A 19,260-nucleotide genomic window follows, 5' to 3' on the forward strand; every position below is an offset into this window, starting at 1 on the left:
CATCAACGGCGACCGGTGTTCTTTTTGCAGGAACATCATCGCCTCAAAACAAACAACATGGCAAAATTGAAACTGAAGGGCAAAGACCTCCGGGCGATCGGTTATCCCGAGTCGCCGGTGATCTCGCTGGCGATGGGGCTCATGGAAAAACATTACAGGCACAGCTCCGCCGGAGAGGCCCTTAAGATACTTGGTGACGTAAAAGAGCGGCCCGCTGATTACCTCGGCCACGAGGTGCTCGGCAGGATCGCGGAGGCGCTGCTGCCGAAGGCGGAGCCCGAAGGGGCTGCGGTGGCGCTGAATGGTACCGGCGTCAACTTCAGCATCTTCGGTAGCGAAGGCATCGAGCAGGGTGCGCTGTCGCAGATGAACACCGCCGTGCGGCTGCCGGTTGCGGTAGCCGGCGCCCTGATGCCCGACGCGCATTCGGGTTATGGCCTCCCGATCGGCGGGGTGCTCGCCACCCGCAACGCTGTTATCCCGTACGGGGTGGGTGTCGACATCGGGTGCCGGATGTGCCTGTCGGTGTTCGACATCGACCCGAAAGAGCTCGGGGCGCGGCCGCAACAGTTTGCGAAGGCCATCCAGGAGAACACGCTCTTCGGAAGCGGCGGGCAGTTTACCCGTGCTGAAGAGCACGAGGTGCTGGAGAGCCCTCTCTTTTCCGAGATCGCTCTGTTGAAAGGGTTGCATGCGCGGGCCTGGAAGCAGCTGGGTACATCGGGCTCGGGTAACCACTTCGTTGAATTCGGGGTGGTGTCGGTGGCGGCGTTCGACCCGGTGCTGGCAGTGCCCGCGGGCAATTACCTGGGCTTGCTGTCGCATTCGGGCTCGCGGGCCCTCGGCGCCAATGTCGCCAACCACTTTACGAAGGTGGCGAAGGACAAGCGGCGCCTGCCGCCCGAGGCGGCCAACCTCGCCTGGCTCGACCTGGACGAACAGGAGGGGCAGGAGTACTGGCTCGCGATGAACCTCGCCGGTGATTACGCCTCGGCCTGCCACCACGTGATCCACGAGAAGATGGCGAAAGCACTGGGGCGGCGTCCGCTGCGGCGGGTGGAGAACCACCACAACTTCGCCTGGAAGGAATTGTGGGAAGGAGCGGAAGTGATCGTGCACCGGAAAGGCGCCACCCCGGCCGGCGCCGGTGTGCTTGGCATCATTCCCGGCTCGATGACGGCCCCGGGTTTTATCGTAAAGGGTAAAGGCGAAGCGGCTTCCGTCAATTCGGCCGCGCACGGCGCGGGACGGCGGATGAGCCGGACGGCTGCCTTGCAGTCGATCTCCGAGGCGGCGCTCCGCGAGCAGCTGCAGCGGGAGGGCGTGACCCTGCTCGGTGGCGGTCTCGACGAGGCGCCGATGGCCTACAAGGACATCCACTCGGTGATGAAGGCGCAGCGGGCACTGGTGGATGTGGTGGGAACCTTTCAGCCGCGGATTGTGCGGATGGACGGGGCACCGCCGAAACCGTGGATGAAGAAGAAAGGAGACGCAGTGCTTGGAGAATAATGGCCGGTCCCGGATTTTCGATGTCTGATTTGAAGGGGCGCTTCGGCGCCCCTTTGTTCTTCAGTAAATCGGACATCCGACATCGGAGATCGTGACATCTAAAAAAAGAAACTCCTGTAAAAACAGGAGTCGTCACCTAAACCAACTGCATGTTGAGAAAGCTCGGGGCTGTGTAAAGCCCGTTGTACTTCTCGAGCAGAGCTACGAAGTTGGGGGATTCCATTTTATTTTTCTGTAAAAACTTTTTAAAACGCTGGAATTAAGGGTAATCACCGGCTTCGCTTTCCTGTAAAACAGGTGTGGCGGCGCTCCTGAAGGGTTGATACCGAGCCGGTTATTGCTGAAAAATAAAAATGCGTTTTGTTTTATTCTTCGCGAAAAAAAAATCCGGGCCCGCTATTTTTACCCTTTATTTTACGTTATGGCGATACGCATTTTCGTTACCGGCGGCACTTTCGACAAGGAATACAACGAGCTTTCGGGGCAGCTTTTCTTCAAGGACTCGCACCTGCCGGAGATGTTGCAGCTCGGGCGCGCCCGCGTGCCGGTGGACATCCGCACGCTGATGATGATCGACAGCCTTGAGATGACCGACATCGACCGCGAGCTGATTGCACGTCACTGCAGCGAGGCCGACGAGGCGCAGATCGTCATCACCCACGGCACCGACACGATGGCCGATACCGCGGCTGTGCTTGCGCAGCGGGTAAAGGGAAAGACGATCGTGCTCACCGGCGCCATGATTCCCTATAAGTTCGGATCCTCCGACGGGCTGTTCAACCTGGGCAGCGCCATCGCTTTTGTACAAACACTTCCGCCGGGCGTATACGTGGCCATGAACGGCCGCTGCTTCGAGGCGGGCAAGGTGCGAAAAAATAAGCTGACGGGCGAGTTTGAGGAGACGGCGTCGTGAATTGTGAATTGTCAACTGTGAATCCGCGAGGCGCGGAATAGAAGAAAGGATGCCTTTGGCATCCTTTCTTCCTGAGGTGGCGTCAGCATTCACGATTCACGATTGCCGATTCGCGTTCATACTCCAAACTGCCGCAGGTGATGATCGGTATGCTTATAAGCCAGCCGGCTCCACTCCTGTGCGCTCATCTTGCCGAAAAAAGGATGCCGCGGCGGGTGCAGCAGGATGCTGCTGCCGGAGAAGCGCTCGATCTGCGCGGCCAGTTTTTCCTGTTCTTCGGCAAAATCGCGTACATCGGTTACGATGAATTCGGGGGCGGTGGGCAGGCTGTGCGGCCAGGGTTTGTCGGAAAGCAACCTGCGCTTGGCGAGCGGTCCGAAAAGAAGGCCCATGAGACTTCGGCGGAGGTGCAGCTCACCGAAATACGTAGCGAAGGGCGCCTGGCAATGCGTCAGCATCTGGGCTGCGTTCATTTTTCCCCACAGCGGCGGCTGTTCAGGCTGGAGGCGGTAAAGACGGTCGAGGAGCCGCCGGGCGCTTTCGGGATTGAAGAGATCGTTCATGCGGTTTTGGTCTGATGCGTAAGATACGTTTTTCGGAATCCGCGCCAAAAATGAAAGCGGTCGGGGCACTGCTGCCGCGACCGCCTTCCGTAGGAATACGGATCACTCCTAATCGTGTTGTGTGTATTGGCCGGTAGTAGCGTGGCGGCCTTCCGCGATCTCCTCAAGCAGCTTCTTGTTGAAGGCCGGGATGTCATCGGGGCTGCGGCTCGTCACCAGGCCATTGTCCACCACCACTTCCTTATCCTGCCACAGGGCGCCGGCATTTACCAGGTCGGTGCGCACCGAGGGGTAGGAGGTGAGCGTGCGGGTGCTGATCATGCCGGTTTCGATGAGCAGCTGCGGGCCATGGCAGATGGCGGCCAGGGGCTTGCCATATTCCAGGAAGTGCCGCGCGAAATCAACGGCCCGCTGGTTGGTGCGCAGCTGGTCGGGATTCAGCACGCCGCCCGGCAGCAGCAGTGCGTCATAGTCTTCGGGGTTGGCATCGTCGAGCGCTTTGTCTACGGGCAGCTCGATACTCCAATGGTCGTGGTTCCATGCCTTCACCTTATTTTTCTGAGGTGAAATGATGTGCACTTCCGCGCCGGCATCGCGCAGCGCTTCCACCGGTTTGGTCAGCTCTACTTCTTCAAAGCCGTTTTCGGTAAGCACGGCTACTTTCTTTCCATTCAACTTGGGCATAGCATTGAAATTTGATATGCATTCATCGCACAAAAATGGAACCAGCAACGGCAACCCTATCTTTGTCCGGAAGCACGCGCGGATGCGGGCTTTCATTCTTCAACAATTGCCCATGAAGCGCCCGATTTTTTCCCTGCTCGCCGCCGGCTGCCTGCTGGCCTTTACCCAGTGCAACCGCGGCCCTTATGCCGCCGCCAATAAGAAATACAAAAAGCAATCGAAGAGCTATGCCGAAACCCTGAAGTCCTCGCCGGCCACCCAAACGATGGCCACGGCCACGCCCTGGGTCGGCACAGTCAACTTCAATATGCGCAAGCCCAATTTCGTGGTGATTCATCACACCGCGCAGGGAAGCTGCGACACGACCCTGCGCACCTTTACACTCGAGCGTACCCAGGTGAGCGCCCACTACGTGGTGTGCCGCGAGGGTATCGTGCACCATATGCTCAACGATTATCTCCGCGCCTGGCATGCCGGCGCCGGGCGCTGGGCCGGCGTTACCGATGTCAACTCGGCATCAATCGGCATCGAGATCGACAACAACGGCTTCGAGCCCTTCAGCGAGGCGCAGCTAAATGCTACGCTGCAGCTGCTGGATACCCTGAAGCGCAAGTACAATATCCCGGCGGCTAACTTCATCGGTCATGCCGATGTGGCGCCCACCCGCAAGAACGACCCGAGCATTCTCTTCCCCTGGAAGCGCTTTGCCGATGCGGGCTTCGGCCTCTGGTGGGGCGACACGACGCAGGCACAGGTGCCTGCCGGCTTCAACCACCTCGACGCGCTCCGCATCATCGGCTACGACCTGCGCGATACGAGCGCCGTCTTCAGCACCTTCCGCCGCAAATACCTGCAGTCGGAAGCCAAAGGCCCCCTGAACGAGGGCGAGAAGAAAGTGCTGTATACCCTTTACCGGAAATTCCTTTAATTGTCAGATGTCAAATCGCAGATCTGAGATCCGACCTCTGAGATCTGAGATCTAATTGTGTTTTGCTTTCGCAGAGGTGTCATAACTGATCACCGTGCTGCTGTCGTGCGCATGACCCCTGGAAGTATCGAGCGTATGGTTGCTGAAGTCGTTGGGATCTGATGAGGGCGGCTGATTGGTCACTTCTTCCTGTTTGTAAGTGCGCTCACCCGCTTTGTCCTGGCAGTCGGCAAAGCAGAGTGCGACTGCCATAAAGCCGAGTACTTTTTTCATATCCAGTCTTTTGGGTGGAGGTGCCCCAAACCCGATGCCACAAGAGAGAATCTGATGATCTCCGATGTCTGATGTCTGATTTAGAGGGGTGATTCCGCGCGCCAAATCAGACATCAGACATCAGACATCGTAAAATTCTCTCCCGTTGGCACCTTTTTGGTACCCCTGCCGGTAAACACAGTTTTATGAACGTCAAGCGCACATTCGGCGTGATCCTGACCATACTCGGCATTGCCGGGCTTATCTACGCCGCGGTATTATTCATGAATACGGAAGGCACGGGCCGCCAGATCAAAACGCTTGTAGTGTATGGCCTGTTGGGTGCTATCTTCTTTTTCACCGGCATCGGCCTCATCCGCACCACTGCCGACGATGCCCGCTCAACCATTGACCGGCCCGGCGGCACGGTGCACCGGGAGACACGGACCTATCGCACCGATACGGATGTTTAAAGAGTGATGATTACATGATTCGAGATTACATGAGTACATGATTATATGAGGGAGGGCAGGAAGCAAAAAGATGACATTCCCCCATCACCTCTAAAATCATGTATTCATGTAATCATGTACTCATTTGCTCTTCCCTCTCTTGTATTCTTTAGCTTTGCGGCGTGCCGCTCCTGCTCCATATCGATACTGCCGTTACGGGCGCCTCCGTTTGTTTGTCTGACGATGCCCAGGTATTGGCGTACTCTGCCAACCCGGCACAGCGCGACAGCGCGGCCTGGCTGCAGGCTGCCATCCGCGACCTGATGACGGGCGCCGGCCGCCGGCTCGATGAGCTTTCTGCTGTTTCGGTTAGCGCCGGACCCGGTTCCTATACCGGCCTGCGCGTAGGTATGGCGTCCGCCAAAGGGCTTTGCTATGCCCTCGGCATTCCCTTATTGACGGTGCCTACCCTGAAGATGATGGCCGCCGCCGCGGCGCCTGCCGACGGGCTGCTTTGCCCCATGATCGACGCGCGCCGGCTGGAAGTGTTTGCCGCTGTTTATAATTCAAAGCTTGAAGAGCTTGTCCCCGCCGCCCCTTTCATCCTGGATGAAAACTCTTTTTCCGCCCAGCTCGATGCAGGGCCGGTCACCTTTTTCGGCAACGGCAGCGCCAAGTTTCGTCCGCTGCTAACGCACCCCAATGCCCGCTTTGCGGAGGTGGAAGCCGACGCCCGTCACCTGGCACCGCTTGCATCCGCGGCTTTTGCGGCGGGCGCTTTCGCCGACCTGGCCTATGCCGTTCCCTTTTACGGGAAGGAATTTTATACCCCGGTACCGCCGAAAACGGGCTGAGTGGGTGCGGTGTAGAAACAGATATCGTTTTTTACGGATGTGTTCTATACATTTGCGGGATATTAAGAAAGCCAGATACCAAAACTTATGAGCGAACTTCTAGTGGAAAAGCCGGTGAAAGGGGATGTGGAGTTGAAGATTGACGTGCTTACCTTAAAAAAGGCGGCCCTCGTACTGCGGGCCATCAACCATAAACTGCGCCAGCAGATTCTCAAACTGATTCAGCAAAAGGGCGAGATCACTGTTACGGAGATCTACGTGAAGCTGCGTCTCGAGCAATCGGTTGCTTCCCAGCACCTCGCCATTCTGCGCAAAGCCGGCTTCGTGCAAACGAACCGCGAAGGCAAGTTCATTTATTACAGCGTCAACGAGGAGCGCCTCGTGCAGGTGCACCAGTTCGCCCAGCAACTGTTAAAATAGTCTTTCGCTTATGCGTTCCGCTTAGCCGCGGCGCCAAGGATGACAATCGCCTGACATCAATCATCCGGCGTACGATCGCTTGCAGCCTACCTTTGTACAAAGCCTGACTATGTTTATCCAGCAACTGTATACCGGCTGCCTCAGCGAGGCCGCTTATTATATTGAAAGCAACGGGGAAGCCGCCATCGTGGACCCCCTGCGCGATATCGACGCCTACCTGCAGCTGGCACGGGAGCGCGGCGCCACCATCAAATACATCTTCGAAACGCATTTCCACGCCGACTTCGTGTCGGGTCATATCGACCTGGCCAAGGCTACCGGTGCCACGATCATTTATGGGCCCGCTACCGAAACGAAACTCCCGGTGCATATCGCCAAAGACGGCGAAGTCTTTCATGTGGGTGAGCTGACCATCACCGTGCTGCATACTCCCGGCCATACACTGGAGTCGAGCTGCTACCTGCTCAAGGACGGCAACGGCAAGGAGCATTGCATCTTCACCGGCGATACGCTTTTTGTGGGTGACGTAGGTCGTCCCGACCTCGCCCAGAAAGGCGCGGACCTTACGATGGAAGACCTGGCCGGCATGATGTACGACAGCCTGCACAAGCACATCCTCACCCGTCCCGACAACGTGATCGTATACCCGGCGCACGGCCCGGGCTCGGCCTGTGGCAAGAGCCTAGGACCCGAAACCTTCAGTACCATCGGCGCGCAAAAGGCCGACAACTATGCGCTGCAGCCGCAAACGAAGGCCGAGTTCATCAAGGCCGTTACCGACGGGCTGAGCGCCCCCCCGCAATATTTCCCCATCAACGCCCGCATCAACAAGGAAGGCTACGACGACCTGGAAGCGATCCTGGCAAAAGGCCTCCGCCCCCTTTCGGTAACGGAACTGAAAAAGGCGATCGATGAGCACGATGCCCTCGTGCTCGACACCCGCCCCGCCGCACAGTTTACGCAGGGCTTCGTGCCCGGCTCCGTGTTTGTAGGCCTCGAAGGCCGCTTTGCCGAGTGGGCCGGATCGCTGCTGCCCTACACCGGATCGATGATCCTGGTGACCGAGCCCGGCAAGGAGCGCGAAGCCCTCATCCGCCTCGCGCGCGTGGGCTTCCACAACGTGGACGGTTACCTCGAAGGCGGCTATGAGCGCTGGAAAGCGGCCGGTGAATCTTTCGACATCATCATCGACGTAGACGTAGACGAACTGGCCATGGACCTGCCTTTCGACGAAAACATCGTGGTGGTGGACGTACGCAAGCCCTCCGAATTTGCCGAAGGCCATGTGAAAAACGCCATCAACCTGTCGCTCTCCGACCTCACCGATGTGGCGACCATGGCCAGCCTGGAGGAAGAGCAGAACCTGTACATCCATTGCCAGGGCGGCTACCGCAGTGTCATTGCCGCTTCGCTGATGAAGCGCCAGGGCATCCACAATCTGCGCAATGTGCTGGGCGGCTGGAACGCCATCAAAAAAGAGCCGCGCATCGCTACAGAAAAAGAAAAGAGCGTGCTCAACTAAAGAATAAGAAAGCGAAAAGCTCCCGGAAACGGGAGCTTTTTTTATGCAAATCATGCAATTTCAGCGGCCGCGAAACCCGTTGGCGATAGTGTGGCTGAGTATGCGAAAACCCGCTGTGGAAGCGGGTTTTGCGGTAGAGTAAGCCGTTTAGGTATCGTGAAAACGATTTGAAATTGCCTTGCTGCCGGTGATCAGCAGGACTATTTTAGCAAAAGAAAAGCAAGCAACCGGTACGAGAGAAGATAAAGTGAGCAAGCAACCGGGGATGGATAAAGAGCAAGCAGTGAACGTTACGTCCTAATTCAACTCTTTCATATAGCAAGCAATCGTTACGTCCGCCGTTTCCACGGGGGACTTCTTTTTTGTTAGCACAACGTTAAGTTCTTTTATCCATATCATGACTTTTCGTCGCCGGTTTTTTTACACACGCGCCCGGCGCTCTTTCCTACATTCGCCGCATGACACCCGAGGAAACGCGATTTGCTGCCATCGGCGCCTCCCTGCCCGGCGCGGAAGCCGGGAAATTATTTGGCAAACCTTGTTTTAAACGCGAGGGGAAAGCCTTCCTGTGTTTGTTTCAGAATGAAATGGTTTTCAAGCTTACCGGCCCCGGCCATGCCCGTGCGCTCGCGGTTCCCGGCGCGCAGCTTTTCGATCCTTCCGGTAAAGGCCGGCCCATGAAAGAATGGGTGCAGGTGCCGGCGCAGGGCGATTGGGAGGGTTTCGCAGCAGAAGCCTCGCCGGTTTAACAAAGCCCTTTCACCGGGCGGCTTTCTTCGGAACGATGTTGCCGCTGCTGCATAAGATCCGACTGCTCTAGCCTTTCTGCCGGCCGCTGACGCGCTTTTCGGCGACCTGTTCTGGATGAAGCTGGGCGCGCTCGCAGGCGCCTTCGGCATTCAAATATTTCGGCGGCCTACTCCACCAGTTTCCATTCCGGGCTATATGCCTTCTTCCACCTCCGGTGACTCCAGAGCCACAGTTCGGGGTGCTCGCTCATGACGCGTTCAAGGAAGTTGGCGTAGCGCTTTGTAAGCTCGCCTTCGGGCAGTTGGCGCGGGTGGTCGGTGGCGAGCTCCACGTGCGCCTCGTAGTAGCCGCGTTTCTTCTTGGTATAATGAGCGAAGAAAACCGGGTAGTCGTTGCGACGGGCCGCTGCCTCGGGTGTGCGGATAAAGCCCGTGGGCTGCCCGAAGAAGCGTGTCCACACGGCCTTTGAAGGCACGGGCGGACTCTGGTCGGCGATGAGCGCAAACACGTATTGCTGCCCGCGGAAGGGAAGCATATCCTCGCCAAGACGGGTAGCGGCGGCGAGCTTCGTACCAAAGCGGCTGCGGATCTTGTAAAAGAGGCGGTCAACGGCGCGGGCATGCAGCGGCATATATACCGCCACCAGCTGGCCGGGGAGATGTCGCGGCATCGCCAGGTTCGCCAGCTCCCAGTTGAAGTTGTGCCCGACGTGAAAATGTACCGGCCGGCCATCTTTCCACAACTCGTGCACCTGCGAAAAATCGCCCGTAAAATGCTTCTCAAAAAAGCGCGGCGGCGCCGATATGAACTTGATCGACTCGATGAAGTTGTCGGTGAAGTTGTAATAAAAGCGGCGGGCGATGCGCACGCGCTCCTCCTCCGTCTTTTGGGGAAAGGCGGTGCGCAGGTTGGCGAGCACCACCTCTTTGCGATAGCCGAGCAGGTGGTACACGATAAAGAAGCCCAGGTCGGAGAGCAGGTAGAGCACCCGCAGCGGCAGCAGCGAGAGCACGTAAAGCAGGCCGTAGAGCACGTAGTACATCGGGCGGCAAAGATGACGCGAAAAATCTGGAATCTGCGGATCTGGAATTTGCCTATGCAGAACCTTAAGATCCCAGATTGTAAAATTCCAGATTACAGAATGATATTCTGCACGATCTCCGAATGTTCGGGGAAATCAGTGGTGTAGTGCAGCCCGCGGCTTTCCTTGCGGAAGGAGGCGCCCTTGGTGATCAGGTAGCCCACCGTAATGAGGTTGCGGAGTTCGAGCAGCTGCGGCGACACGGTGGTGCTGCGGTACAGCTCCTCGGTCTCTTCAAACAGCAGGTCGATGCGCTTCATGGCGCGCTCGAGGCGCACGGTGTTGCGCACGATGCCCACGTAGTCGCTCATCACCTGCTGCAGTTCCTTGAGGCTTTGCGTGATGAGGATCATCTCCTTGGGCTCCACTGTGCCCGAAGCATTCCAGTCGGGGATGGGCGGTGCGGGCTTCAGCTGGCCGATGCGCGCCACCGCATCCAGGTAGCAGCGGTGGGCAAACACCATGGCTTCGAGCAGCGAGTTGCTCGCCAGCCGGTTGGCGCCGTGGAGGCCGGTGGAGGCACACTCGCCGCAGGCGTAGAGGTTCTGGATGGAGGAGCGGCCCCATTCGTCGGTTTTGATGCCGCCGCAGCTGTAGTGGGCTGCCGGCGCCACGGGGATCATCTGCACCGCCACGTCGATGCCCATGCCCTTGCACTTCTCGTAAATGTTGGGGAAGTGCTCCCTGAATTTTTCCAGGTCCATATGGCGGCAGTCGAGCCATACGTGCTCGGTGCCGCCGATCTTCATTTCGTTGTCGATGGCGCGGGCCACGATGTCGCGCGGGGCGAGGTCGCGGCGCGCGTCGTAGCGCTCCATGAAGGCTTCGCCCTTGCTGTTGCGCAGGATGCCGCCGTCGCCGCGCACGGCCTCGGTGATGAGGAAGGCCTGCCCGCGCTTGCCGGCCTCGTAGAGCGCGGTGGGGTGAAACTGGATGAACTCCATGTTCTCGATGCGGCCCTTGGCGCGGTACACCATGGCCACGCCGTCGCCGGTGGCGATGGCGGGGTTGGTGGTGGTGCGGTATACCTGCCCGTTGCCGCCGGTGGCCAGCAGGGTAAGCTGCGCGAGGATCTTCTCGATGCGGTTCGTTTGCATGTTGAGCACGTACACGCCGTAGCAGCAGCTGTCCGGGGTGCTCTTGGTAACGAGGTAGCCGAGGTGGTGCTGCGTGATGATGTCGACCACGAAGCAGTGCTTGATGATGCTGATGTTGGGTGTGTTCTCAACGGCGGTCAGCAGCGCGCGCTCCATCTCCTTGCCCGTAACGTCTTTGTAGTGCAGGATGCGGTACTCGGAGTGGCCGCCCTCGCGCCCCAGCTTGTAGGAGCCTTCGGCGTCCTTGTCAAACTGGGCGCCCCAGTCGATGATTTCCTGCACGCGCGCGGGGCCTTCCTTCACCACGAGCTCCACCACTTCGGGGTTGCAGAGCCCGTCGCCGGCGATGAGCGTATCCTGGATATGCTTTTCGAAGGAGTCGTGCTCGTTGTCGTTCACCACGGCGATGCCGCCCTGCGCGTACTTGGTATTGGTCTCATCGGCCGCGGCCTTGGTGATGATGGTCACCTGCCGGTCGGGGAAGTGCTGCGCCACCTTGAGGGCATAGGTAAGGCCCGCGATGCCGGAGCCAATGACGAGGAAGTCGGTTTGCATACGTGCACGAATTTACTGGCCGGACGGAGTTGAATATCGAATATCGATCAAGGAACTCCGAAAGTTGAAGGGGAAGAAATATTCAATATTCAATGTTCAATGCTCAAGGCAGGGGAGCCATCACTTGAAAATTGAATATTGAACATTGATTATTGATCATTTGATACGCAAAGCCCCGACGGGTACCGTCGGGGCTTTGCCACTCGAATTTCGATATTCCCTGATCGATATTCGCTATTCAATTGAGCAGCTCCATCCGCATCGCCTCTTCGCTCTTCCGCTTCACGGGTGGCGGGGCGGCATGATTGAGCAGGCCGAGGGTGAGCAGCAGCTGGGCAAAGCCGTAAGTGCCCATGACCACGAGGCCGGCGCCACGGAAGGGCTCGTAAAACCGGTTGAGGGCCAGCGTGGAGTCGGACACGACAAATAGCAGCGCGCCTCCGAAGATGAGCAGCGCCGAGCGCCGGTTTTTGAGGCGGGCGAGTTGCAGGGCCATGGCCAGCATCATGCTGATGACGGCGCCATACACCAGCACCGGCACGCGCAGCGCTCCCAGGTGCTCCCACAGCAACGCGATGAGGCATACATAATACGCGACCACCGGCACCAGCGCCACCAGGCGGAAGGCGATTCCCTTGAGCACACGCAGGTGGTTGAAGGCAAGTGCGTAGGCCAGCTGCGCCACCAGGAAGGCACCGATCCCCCCGAGGAAAAAGTCGGGCGAGCGCACTTCGAACAACAGCAGCACATCACCCAGAAGCGAAGCCGCGAGCGCGGTGAAGAGCAGGCTCTTGATGCGCGAGCTGCCCTTTGGCGTGGTATACTTCACCATCAGCAGCAGGGTGAGCATCAGGGCCGTCTTGCTGAACACCCGCAGGCTTTCATCCTGCATGTAAATGAACACCCCGTCGGTGACAAGGGCGATGAGGTAGAAGAGGATCCAGTAGGTCTTTTTCATTTTTTGATCTCCGATGTCGGATATAGATAAAATAAAATTACGGGCTACTGCAAATCAGACATCCGGCTTCAGACATCCGACATCACTCCCGCCGGCTCCACCCAGGCCCCCGCTTCCTTCAGCAGGTTGATGAGTTCTTCCACGGCCACTTCGCTGGGCACGTTGCGCTTCACCACTTCCCTGCCCTGGTAGAGCGTGATCTTGCCCGGGCCGGAACCCACATACCCGAAGTCGGCGTCGGCCATCTCGCCCGGACCGTTCACGATGCAACCCATGATGGCGATCTTGACGCCCTTCAGGTGGTTGGTGACGGCGCGGATCTTCGCGGTCGTTTCCTGGAGGTCAAAGAGCGTGCGGCCGCAGGAGGGACAGGAGATGTATTCGGTCTTCGAGATCCGCGTGCGCGTGGCCTGCAGGATCGAAAAGGCGGTATGGTTGAGAAAGCGTTCGGCGCTGTCGGCGCCGGTTGTATACCTGCGGCCCGAGAGTGTGTTGTACTGATCGAACACTGCATACGATGCTGCGCTCATGCCCAGGCAGATGCCATCGCCGATGCCGTCGAGCAGCAGCGCACCGGCTTCCACACCGAAGTGTACGAGGTGCTCGTCGGCCGTTTGCCAGTTGGAGTCGGTGATGAGAACGACGGGATTGCGCACGCCTTTCAGGTCAAGATCCACCACGAGCCGGCGCACCGACTGCACCGCGTTCTTATTGGTGCTGCTGACGCACAATACCACCGAAGGATCGTTGGCGATGGCTTCGAGGTGCGGCGATAGTTCACCGTCGTTGTGCGCGTCGAGCATCACGAAGTTGAGCGTGGCGCTCTTCGCCATGGCCGATGCAAAGCCAGCATCGTCGAAGATGGGAAAATATTTTTCGAGCACGTCTTCGGCTTCGATGGCGTGTTGCTCGATGGTCTGCTCCCAGGTGGCGGGGTATTGAATCACGCGCAGCGTGCCCGGCAGCGCGAAGCCGATGGGCAGGTGGCCGGTGAAGATGAAGTCGGCCGCCGTATCGGCGATGGCCCATTTGTCGGTAGCCTCGTTGTAGCTATAGCCGACATGCCGCAGGTCGGCGGGCGCGATGGCCGCGAGCTTGCTCAGGTCGGCGATGACGACGGGCACGTTGTGGCCGCCGATATGGGTGACGGCGAAGGATGCTCTTCGTTTATAAGAGTATGGATCGTACGTCAGACCTCCAGACCCATCCCCCAGCCCCTTCCCAAGGGGAAGGGATGCTTCACCCCTCCCTTCGGGAGGGGCCGGGGGTGGCTCTTGCACGGTGTATCGTTTCACCAGATCCTTGCAAACAGGTATCTCCAGCTCCGGGTCCTCCGTCAGCGACACGCGGATGGTATCGCCGATGCCGTCTTCCAGCAGGGTGCCGATGCCGATAGCGCTCTTGATGCGGCCTTCCTCGCCGTCGCCGGCCTCCGTGACGCCCAGGTGCAGCGGGTAGCATTCGCCGAACTCCTCCTGCATCTGGCGGATGAGGAGGCGGTAGGCCTGCACCATCACCTGCGGGTTGCTGCTCTTCATCGACAGCACCACCTGGTGGTAGTCTTCGGCGCGGGCGATGCGGAGAAATTCCATGGCGCTCTCCACCATACCCATGGGCGTGTCGCCGTAGCGGCTCATGATGCGGTCGGAGAGGGAGCCGTGGTTGGTGCCGATGCGCATGGCGGTGCCGTGCTCTTTGCAGATGCGCACCAGCGGTGTAAAACGCTCGCGGATGCGGTCGATCTCGGTGGCATATTCGGCGTCGGTATAATCAATGGTCTCGAACTTCTTCTTGTCCACGTAGTTGCCCGGGTTTACGCGCACCTTCTCCACGATGCGGGCCGCGATCTCGGCGGCGTTGGGCGTGAAGTGGATATCCGCCACCAGCGGGGTGTTGTAGCCCCGGCGGTGCAGCTCGTCGCGGATGGCCTTCAGGTTTTCGGCCTCCTTCTTCGACGGTGCGGTGATGCGCACGAGCTCGGCGCCGGCCTCGATGCAGCGGATCGTCTGCTCCACGGTGGCCAGCGTGTCCATCGTGTCGGTGGTGGTCATCGTCTGCACGCGGATGGGGTGGTGGCCGCCGATCCAAAGGTCGCCGATGCGCACGGGGCGGGTCTTCAGGCGCTTATAGGAAGTGAGGGATTCGGTGTAATACTGCATGGAACACAAAGGTAATGTGCTAATGTGCTAATGGGGTAATGTGCTAAAGGGGAATAAGTTAATGCGGTAATGTGGTAATGTGGTAATGCGGTTATGGGGTTTCGGTGCCGCGTACGCTGCCGTTCCTGCATTTTACTGTATCGTCGGAGCAACTGACACTGCCGTTCTTTCAACTTACAATGTTGTTTTCGCAATTAACAGTGCTGTTTTCGAAACCTACATGATCGTTTTTGCAACTGACATGACCGTTTTCGATGCTGACACGGCCGTTCTGGCAGTTTACACTGCCGTTATTGCATTTTACAGGGCCGTTGGAGCAACTTACAGTGCCGTTTACTACCTGATTGGTCACTTTTTCGAACCGGCGACCGTCTTAGAACAGTCTGCCTGACACTTTTACCGAATGGCAGGTGTCTCGGAGCACCTGTCACCCACTTTAGCGCAGTTGTCCTGACGCTTTTACCGGCTGGAAGCCATCTCGGAGCAACTGACACACGTCTTAGGGTAGTTGAAAGTGTACTTGGAGTGATTGGAAGTAGTCCCGGGGATGGTGGAGGTTTTCTGAAAGCCCTTCAGCGCATTACCGCATTATCACATTACCGCATTACTACTTTCGCTACCAGTCCTTACTCTGTTTATTCCCCCCGCCCTTATCCTGCCGGGCCTGCTGGAGCTTGCGTTCCTTGTCCTGGAGGTCTTTGAGCTTTTTGTCGGCGTTGGAGCTGTTCTTGTCCTGTCCGCCGCCACCGCCGCCGCCCTGCTTCAGCTCGGAGAGGGCTTTTTGGAGGTTGTCGCGGGCTTCCTTGTCGTAGGGGGCGAGGCGCAGGGCCGACTTATAGGCGTCGATGCTTTGCTCGATGGCTTTTTGCTTGGAGTAGACGACCCCGGTATTGTAAAAGGCTTTTTCGCGCAGCGATGCGTCGCCGGCGAGGGTGAGGGGTGCCAGGATGGCCAGGGCCTCGTCGTAGCGGTTTTGTTTGATGAGGGCATTGGCGAGGTTGTACTGCGCCACCGGGTTTTCGCCGGCGCGGCGGTACTGGCTTTCGGCCATCGTCCAGTCGCCGTTGCGGTAGGCGGCATTGCCGGCGCGGATGGCGTCCTGCTGGGCGCCGGCGCCGAGGGTGGCCAGGAGCAGGAGGAGCAGCGGGAGGATCCTCATTTCTTTACTTTTTTGGGTTTGGCGGCACGGACCTTCCGGCGCTCGGGAATAAAGGCTTCGATGGCCAGCAGTCCCAGCATGGGGCCGACGAGCCAGAAGTAAAAGGTTTCGTAGCTGAGGAGGCGTTTGTCGATGAGCGTGGTGCTTTTCACCGTCGACAGCTGGGCCTGCAGCTGGGCGGCCGCGCCGTTGGGTTCGTTGAGCAGCACGTAGCGGCCCTTGCCGGTGGCGGCGATCTGCTGCAGCAGCGGCTGGTTGAGGCGCGAGATGACGGTGTTGCCGGCCTCGTCTTTCTTGAGGCCTTTGGTGGCGGGGTCGATGATGGTGGTGCCGGCGGGCGAGCCGATGCCGACGGTGTTGATCATCACGCCCTGGTCGCTGAGGTCCTGGGCGGCCTTGAGGGCTTCCTCGTCGTGGGTTTCGCCGTCGGTGAGGAGGGTAACGGTGCGGTAACGGCCGCCCTCTTTGCCAAAGGCAAGGCCGCACTGGTTGAGGGCTTCACCGATAGCGGTGCCTTGCCCGGCCACCTGGCCCGGGTTGGCCGACTCGATAAAGAGGCGCGCCGCGCTGGCATCGTAGGTGAGGGGCAGCTGGGCATAGGCGTGGCCGGCGAAGACGATGAGGGCCACGCGGTCGTTGCGGCGTGCCTTGAGCAGCTGGAGCATCAGGCTTTTGGCGGCCTGCAGGCGCGAGGGGGCTACGTCGGTGGCGAGCATGGAGTTGCTTACGTCGAGGGCAAACACGTGGTCGATGCCCGTGCGGGCTTCGAGGTCGCCGCCCGAGGGGCGCCGCGGGTTGGCAAAGGCGATGATGCCGAGCGCCAGGGCCGTGAGGGCGAGGGCAAAACGCAGCGATTTGCGGTGCCGCGTGTAGCCGGGGAGAAGGCGTGCGCGCATCTCCGGCGTACCCAGCTCGAGCAGCGCGAGCCGCCGCCGCCGCAGGTACAGCCCGTACAAGAGCAGCAGCACCGGCAGCATTGCCAGCGCATACAGCGCCCAGGGGCGTTCGAATTGAATGTCGAAGGGAAGCTCCATAGCCGCGTTTCTGTAAATATCAGACCAAAAACTTAATGCGGTAATGCGGTAATGTGATAATGCGGTAAATAGAAGCCGCTTCCCGGGAAGCGGCTTCTATTTGGTATCAGAACCTCAGATTATTACCACATTACCACATTACCGCATTATCACATTACCGCATTATTTCTTCCCTTCCAGGTAGCCCAGGTGCTGGAGCATCTCTTTGAGCATACCGAGGCCGGTGGCGCGGGCATTGGGTTTTTCGGTGTGGAAGTTCATGGCGAAGAAGTAGGGGTGGTTGTTTTCCTCTACCCAGCCGGTGTACCATACGAGGGTGCCGGCGGAGCCGCGGGTTTCGCCCGACTTCCAGGCAAGACGGTATTTACTGGTGTTTTCGCGCTGCATCGCTTTTTTCACCAGCTCCTGGTTCAGTTTGAAAAAGGGAAGCTGGTTGAAGTAAAGGCGCTTGACAAGACCGAGCTGCTCGTCGGCTTTCACGCGGAGGGAGCCGTCGAAGGCGGCGCTGTCGCCGGGGGCGAGCTTGCGGCTGCCGTAGCCGAGGGAGTCGGTCCAGCGCTGGAGCGTGTCGTGGCCGATGCGGCGGGCGAGCTCGGCGAAGAAGGGCGCGCAGTCGCCCTGGAAGGCGGCGCTGAAGGTAGGGTTGGCGTCGGCCCCGCAGGCGACGGGGAGGCGGGCCGTGTCGCTGGCGAGGGCGCCGGTTTGCAGGCCTGCGAGGCCGGAGACGATGTCGAAGGTCTGGGCGGGCGCGTAGGCGGAGTCGCGGTAGCGGGCCAGGTTGTAGAGCACGAACTGGCCGTCGGCATTGTTCATCACGGCAAAGGTGCCGGTGGCGTTGTTTTTCGAGAAATATTGACCGAGCGAATCGTCGGTGGTGACGTTGTTGGTGGAGCAGCCGGCCAGCATAATGGTGGCGGTGGCAAAAGCGAGAATGGTGCGCATGGCCGCAAAGGTCCGTGAAGAATTGCGAATATTGAATAACGAATATCGAAGGATGGTAGGTCGCGGAGCGACAGCGTAGCTGTCATTGCGAGCGGAGCGAAGCAAACTCCGGATTTACGCAGAGTGGATGTAGCCGAAACGAGTTGCGCGTTGAAACTCTTACCGGCTACAGTCAGTCTTCAAGTCGGGGAGTTTGCTTCGCTCCGCTCGCAATGACGGGCAAAGCCCGTCGCGCAAAGCGACACCAAAGGCAATACTTCCGTGTTTTCCGCGTTTTCCGCCTGCCCATATCCCACCTTTTCGCCATCTTTATCCCACCAAAACTTAAGAGCTCCATGCGTTTCATCGTTCCCGTGCTGCTGGTTGCCGGTGTGCTTTTCGCTACTTCCTGCAAGAAGAATGTCACCGCCGAAGACCGGGCCACCATCACGTTCGTCTTTAAGTTCGACAGCACCCAGGCGCGCCTCAACAACATAGGCCAGCCCACCGGCATGGCCGTGGGTAATGCGGCGCAAAGCCCGGTGTTCAACAGCATCAGCGCGCACTACATCGAGCTGGCACCTTCGGCCTTTACCGCCCTCGGCTCGGGCACCGTGCTGTACCGCGCACCCGAAACCACTGCCGGCGGCGCCAACGCCATCGATGTGGAACAAAGCACCATCGTCGGTGCCCACCAGGGCTTCTTCTCCATGCCCATCAAAGACCTGCCGCCGGGCGAATACGAGTTCCTCCGCCTCTCACTGGCCTACCAGAATTTCGATGTCAAATACTACCTCGACACCGTCATCGCCGGCACCGCCATCCGCCAGGAGTTTTTCGGAACCGTGGCCGGCTTTATCGGCTTCAACAACTACATCAAATCCTTCCCGGTAAAAGAGCGCACGATCACCGTCAACGGCAACCGCCCGCAGGGCTTCTGGGGCTTTGAAAGCTCGGTGCGTTACGGCGGCCTCACCTTCCCCGTGCTCGACTCGGCCACGGCGCCCGCCGGTGCCACCACGGTGGTCAACCCGATCTTTACTTCCTCGCCCGTGCCCGCAGGATCCTGCGTGGTCACCGCGGCTTTCTCGCCCGGCAAGCTCGTCATCCGCGGCGACGAAACGCAGAACATGACCGTGGAAGTATCGCTTTCCACCAACAAAAGCTTCGAATGGCGCGAGGTGGTGCACAACGGTCTCTGGGAACCCACCAAGGGAGAAAAGGTGCAGGATATGGGGATCCGGGGGATGCTGCCGCGGATCCTGTAAGAATTTCGAATGCCGATCAGGGAATATCGAAATCTGAAATAGTAAAACCCGCCGTGAGGCGGGTTTTTGCATGTTTCATGTTCAATATTCAATGTTCAATTTTCAAATGAGCCGAACCAAACCTTGTGCCTTGAGCATTGATTGTTGAATATTTCCCTTCTTCGATATTCACTTTTCGTTA

General features: G+C 58.8%; 19 protein-coding genes. 9 read left to right on the top strand and 10 right to left on the bottom strand.

The genetic code is table 11. The annotated features are described in order from the left end of the window. The first annotated feature begins 57 nt into the window (after nucleotides 1-57). Both EPD60_RS09030 and EPD60_RS09035 read left to right on the top strand, forming a co-directional pair. The gene (locus EPD60_RS09030; protein ID WP_131448971.1) at nucleotides 58-1,509 is read left to right on the top strand and encodes an RtcB family protein; all 1,452 of its coding nucleotides are present in this window, start codon (nucleotides 58-60) and stop codon (nucleotides 1,507-1,509) included. Nucleotides 1,510-1,930: 421 nt separating this feature from the next. After that, nucleotides 1,931-2,422: an asparaginase domain-containing protein gene (locus EPD60_RS09035; protein WP_131448973.1), complete on the top strand. Its 492-nt coding sequence runs from the start codon at nucleotides 1,931-1,933 to the stop codon at nucleotides 2,420-2,422. Between the two features lie 116 nt (nucleotides 2,423-2,538). Here the strand turns inward: EPD60_RS09035 and EPD60_RS09040 are convergent, their stop codons facing one another. Continuing rightward, nucleotides 2,539-2,985, bottom strand: coding sequence for a DUF1569 domain-containing protein (locus EPD60_RS09040; RefSeq protein WP_131448975.1), 447 nt, complete (start codon nucleotides 2,983-2,985; stop codon nucleotides 2,539-2,541). 108 nt (nucleotides 2,986-3,093) lie between these two features. After that, on the bottom strand, nucleotides 3,094-3,669 hold the full coding sequence (locus EPD60_RS09045) for a type 1 glutamine amidotransferase domain-containing protein (protein WP_131448977.1): 576 nt from the start codon (nucleotides 3,667-3,669) through the stop codon (nucleotides 3,094-3,096). A gap of 112 nt (nucleotides 3,670-3,781) precedes the next feature. Between EPD60_RS09045 and EPD60_RS09050 the strand changes: the two genes are divergently transcribed. Continuing rightward, nucleotides 3,782-4,597, top strand: coding sequence for an N-acetylmuramoyl-L-alanine amidase (locus tag EPD60_RS09050; RefSeq protein ID WP_131448979.1), 816 nt, complete (start codon nucleotides 3,782-3,784; stop codon nucleotides 4,595-4,597). Nucleotides 4,598-4,648: 51 nt separating this feature from the next. Here EPD60_RS09050 and EPD60_RS09055 read toward each other — a convergent pair whose 3' ends face one another. Then, the gene (locus tag EPD60_RS09055; RefSeq protein ID WP_131448981.1) at nucleotides 4,649-4,870 is read right to left on the bottom strand and encodes a hypothetical protein; all 222 of its coding nucleotides are present in this window, start codon (nucleotides 4,868-4,870) and stop codon (nucleotides 4,649-4,651) included. Between the two features lie 185 nt (nucleotides 4,871-5,055). Between EPD60_RS09055 and EPD60_RS09060 the strand changes: the two genes are divergently transcribed. From EPD60_RS09060 to EPD60_RS09080, 5 genes are all read left to right on the top strand, one after another. Further along, nucleotides 5,056-5,322, top strand: a complete 267-nt coding sequence (locus EPD60_RS09060; RefSeq protein ID WP_207896585.1) for a hypothetical protein — start codon at nucleotides 5,056-5,058, stop codon at nucleotides 5,320-5,322. A 161-nt stretch (nucleotides 5,323-5,483) separates the two neighbouring features. Beyond that, nucleotides 5,484-6,155, top strand: coding sequence for a tRNA (adenosine(37)-N6)-threonylcarbamoyltransferase complex dimerization subunit type 1 TsaB (tsaB, locus tag EPD60_RS09065; protein ID WP_131448983.1), 672 nt, complete (start codon nucleotides 5,484-5,486; stop codon nucleotides 6,153-6,155). 87 nt (nucleotides 6,156-6,242) lie between these two features. Then, nucleotides 6,243-6,575: an ArsR/SmtB family transcription factor gene (locus EPD60_RS09070; RefSeq protein ID WP_131448985.1), complete on the top strand. Its 333-nt coding sequence runs from the start codon at nucleotides 6,243-6,245 to the stop codon at nucleotides 6,573-6,575. Between the two features lie 109 nt (nucleotides 6,576-6,684). Further along, on the top strand, nucleotides 6,685-8,097 hold the full coding sequence (locus EPD60_RS09075; RefSeq protein WP_131448987.1) for an MBL fold metallo-hydrolase: 1,413 nt from the start codon (nucleotides 6,685-6,687) through the stop codon (nucleotides 8,095-8,097). Between the two features lie 458 nt (nucleotides 8,098-8,555). Then, complete coding sequence (locus EPD60_RS09080; RefSeq protein WP_131448989.1) at nucleotides 8,556-8,846, top strand: hypothetical protein; 291 nt, start codon at nucleotides 8,556-8,558, stop codon at nucleotides 8,844-8,846. A 167-nt stretch (nucleotides 8,847-9,013) separates the two neighbouring features. Here EPD60_RS09080 and EPD60_RS09085 read toward each other — a convergent pair whose 3' ends face one another. The 7 genes from EPD60_RS09085 to EPD60_RS09115 form a co-directional block, all read right to left on the bottom strand. After that, nucleotides 9,014-9,982, bottom strand: a complete 969-nt coding sequence (locus EPD60_RS09085) for a lysophospholipid acyltransferase family protein (protein WP_317126060.1) — start codon at nucleotides 9,980-9,982, stop codon at nucleotides 9,014-9,016. Beyond that, nucleotides 9,982-11,580 (bottom strand): L-aspartate oxidase, encoded by a 1,599-nt coding sequence (gene nadB, locus EPD60_RS09090; RefSeq protein WP_131448993.1) that lies wholly within the window; start codon nucleotides 11,578-11,580, stop codon nucleotides 9,982-9,984. Before nadB ends, EPD60_RS09085 begins: the two co-directional genes overlap by 1 nt. Before the next feature lie 238 nt (nucleotides 11,581-11,818). Then, the gene (locus tag EPD60_RS09095) at nucleotides 11,819-12,538 is read right to left on the bottom strand and encodes a lysoplasmalogenase (protein ID WP_131448995.1); all 720 of its coding nucleotides are present in this window, start codon (nucleotides 12,536-12,538) and stop codon (nucleotides 11,819-11,821) included. A gap of 68 nt (nucleotides 12,539-12,606) precedes the next feature. Next, nucleotides 12,607-14,697 (bottom strand): (E)-4-hydroxy-3-methylbut-2-enyl-diphosphate synthase, encoded by a 2,091-nt coding sequence (gene ispG / locus EPD60_RS09100; RefSeq protein WP_131448997.1) that lies wholly within the window; start codon nucleotides 14,695-14,697, stop codon nucleotides 12,607-12,609. A gap of 616 nt (nucleotides 14,698-15,313) precedes the next feature. Then, on the bottom strand, nucleotides 15,314-15,856 hold the full coding sequence (locus EPD60_RS09105) for a tetratricopeptide repeat protein (RefSeq protein ID WP_131448999.1): 543 nt from the start codon (nucleotides 15,854-15,856) through the stop codon (nucleotides 15,314-15,316). Then, a complete protein-coding gene (locus EPD60_RS09110) occupies nucleotides 15,853-16,890 on the bottom strand; it encodes a VWA domain-containing protein (protein ID WP_131449001.1) in 1,038 nt (345 codons plus the stop codon). The genes EPD60_RS09105 and EPD60_RS09110 overlap by 4 nt, the downstream gene beginning before the upstream one ends. Before the next feature lie 162 nt (nucleotides 16,891-17,052). Beyond that, nucleotides 17,053-17,832, bottom strand: coding sequence for a class D beta-lactamase (locus EPD60_RS09115; protein ID WP_131449003.1), 780 nt, complete (start codon nucleotides 17,830-17,832; stop codon nucleotides 17,053-17,055). A gap of 335 nt (nucleotides 17,833-18,167) precedes the next feature. Between EPD60_RS09115 and EPD60_RS09120 the strand changes: the two genes are divergently transcribed. After that, a complete protein-coding gene (locus EPD60_RS09120; protein ID WP_131449005.1) occupies nucleotides 18,168-19,079 on the top strand; it encodes a hypothetical protein in 912 nt (303 codons plus the stop codon). Nucleotides 19,080-19,260 lie beyond the last annotated feature (181 nt).

Origin of the sequence: Flaviaestuariibacter flavus, from assembly GCF_004337505.1 — a bacterium.
Lineage (GTDB): Bacteria > Bacteroidota > Bacteroidia > Chitinophagales > Chitinophagaceae > Flavisolibacter > Flavisolibacter flavus.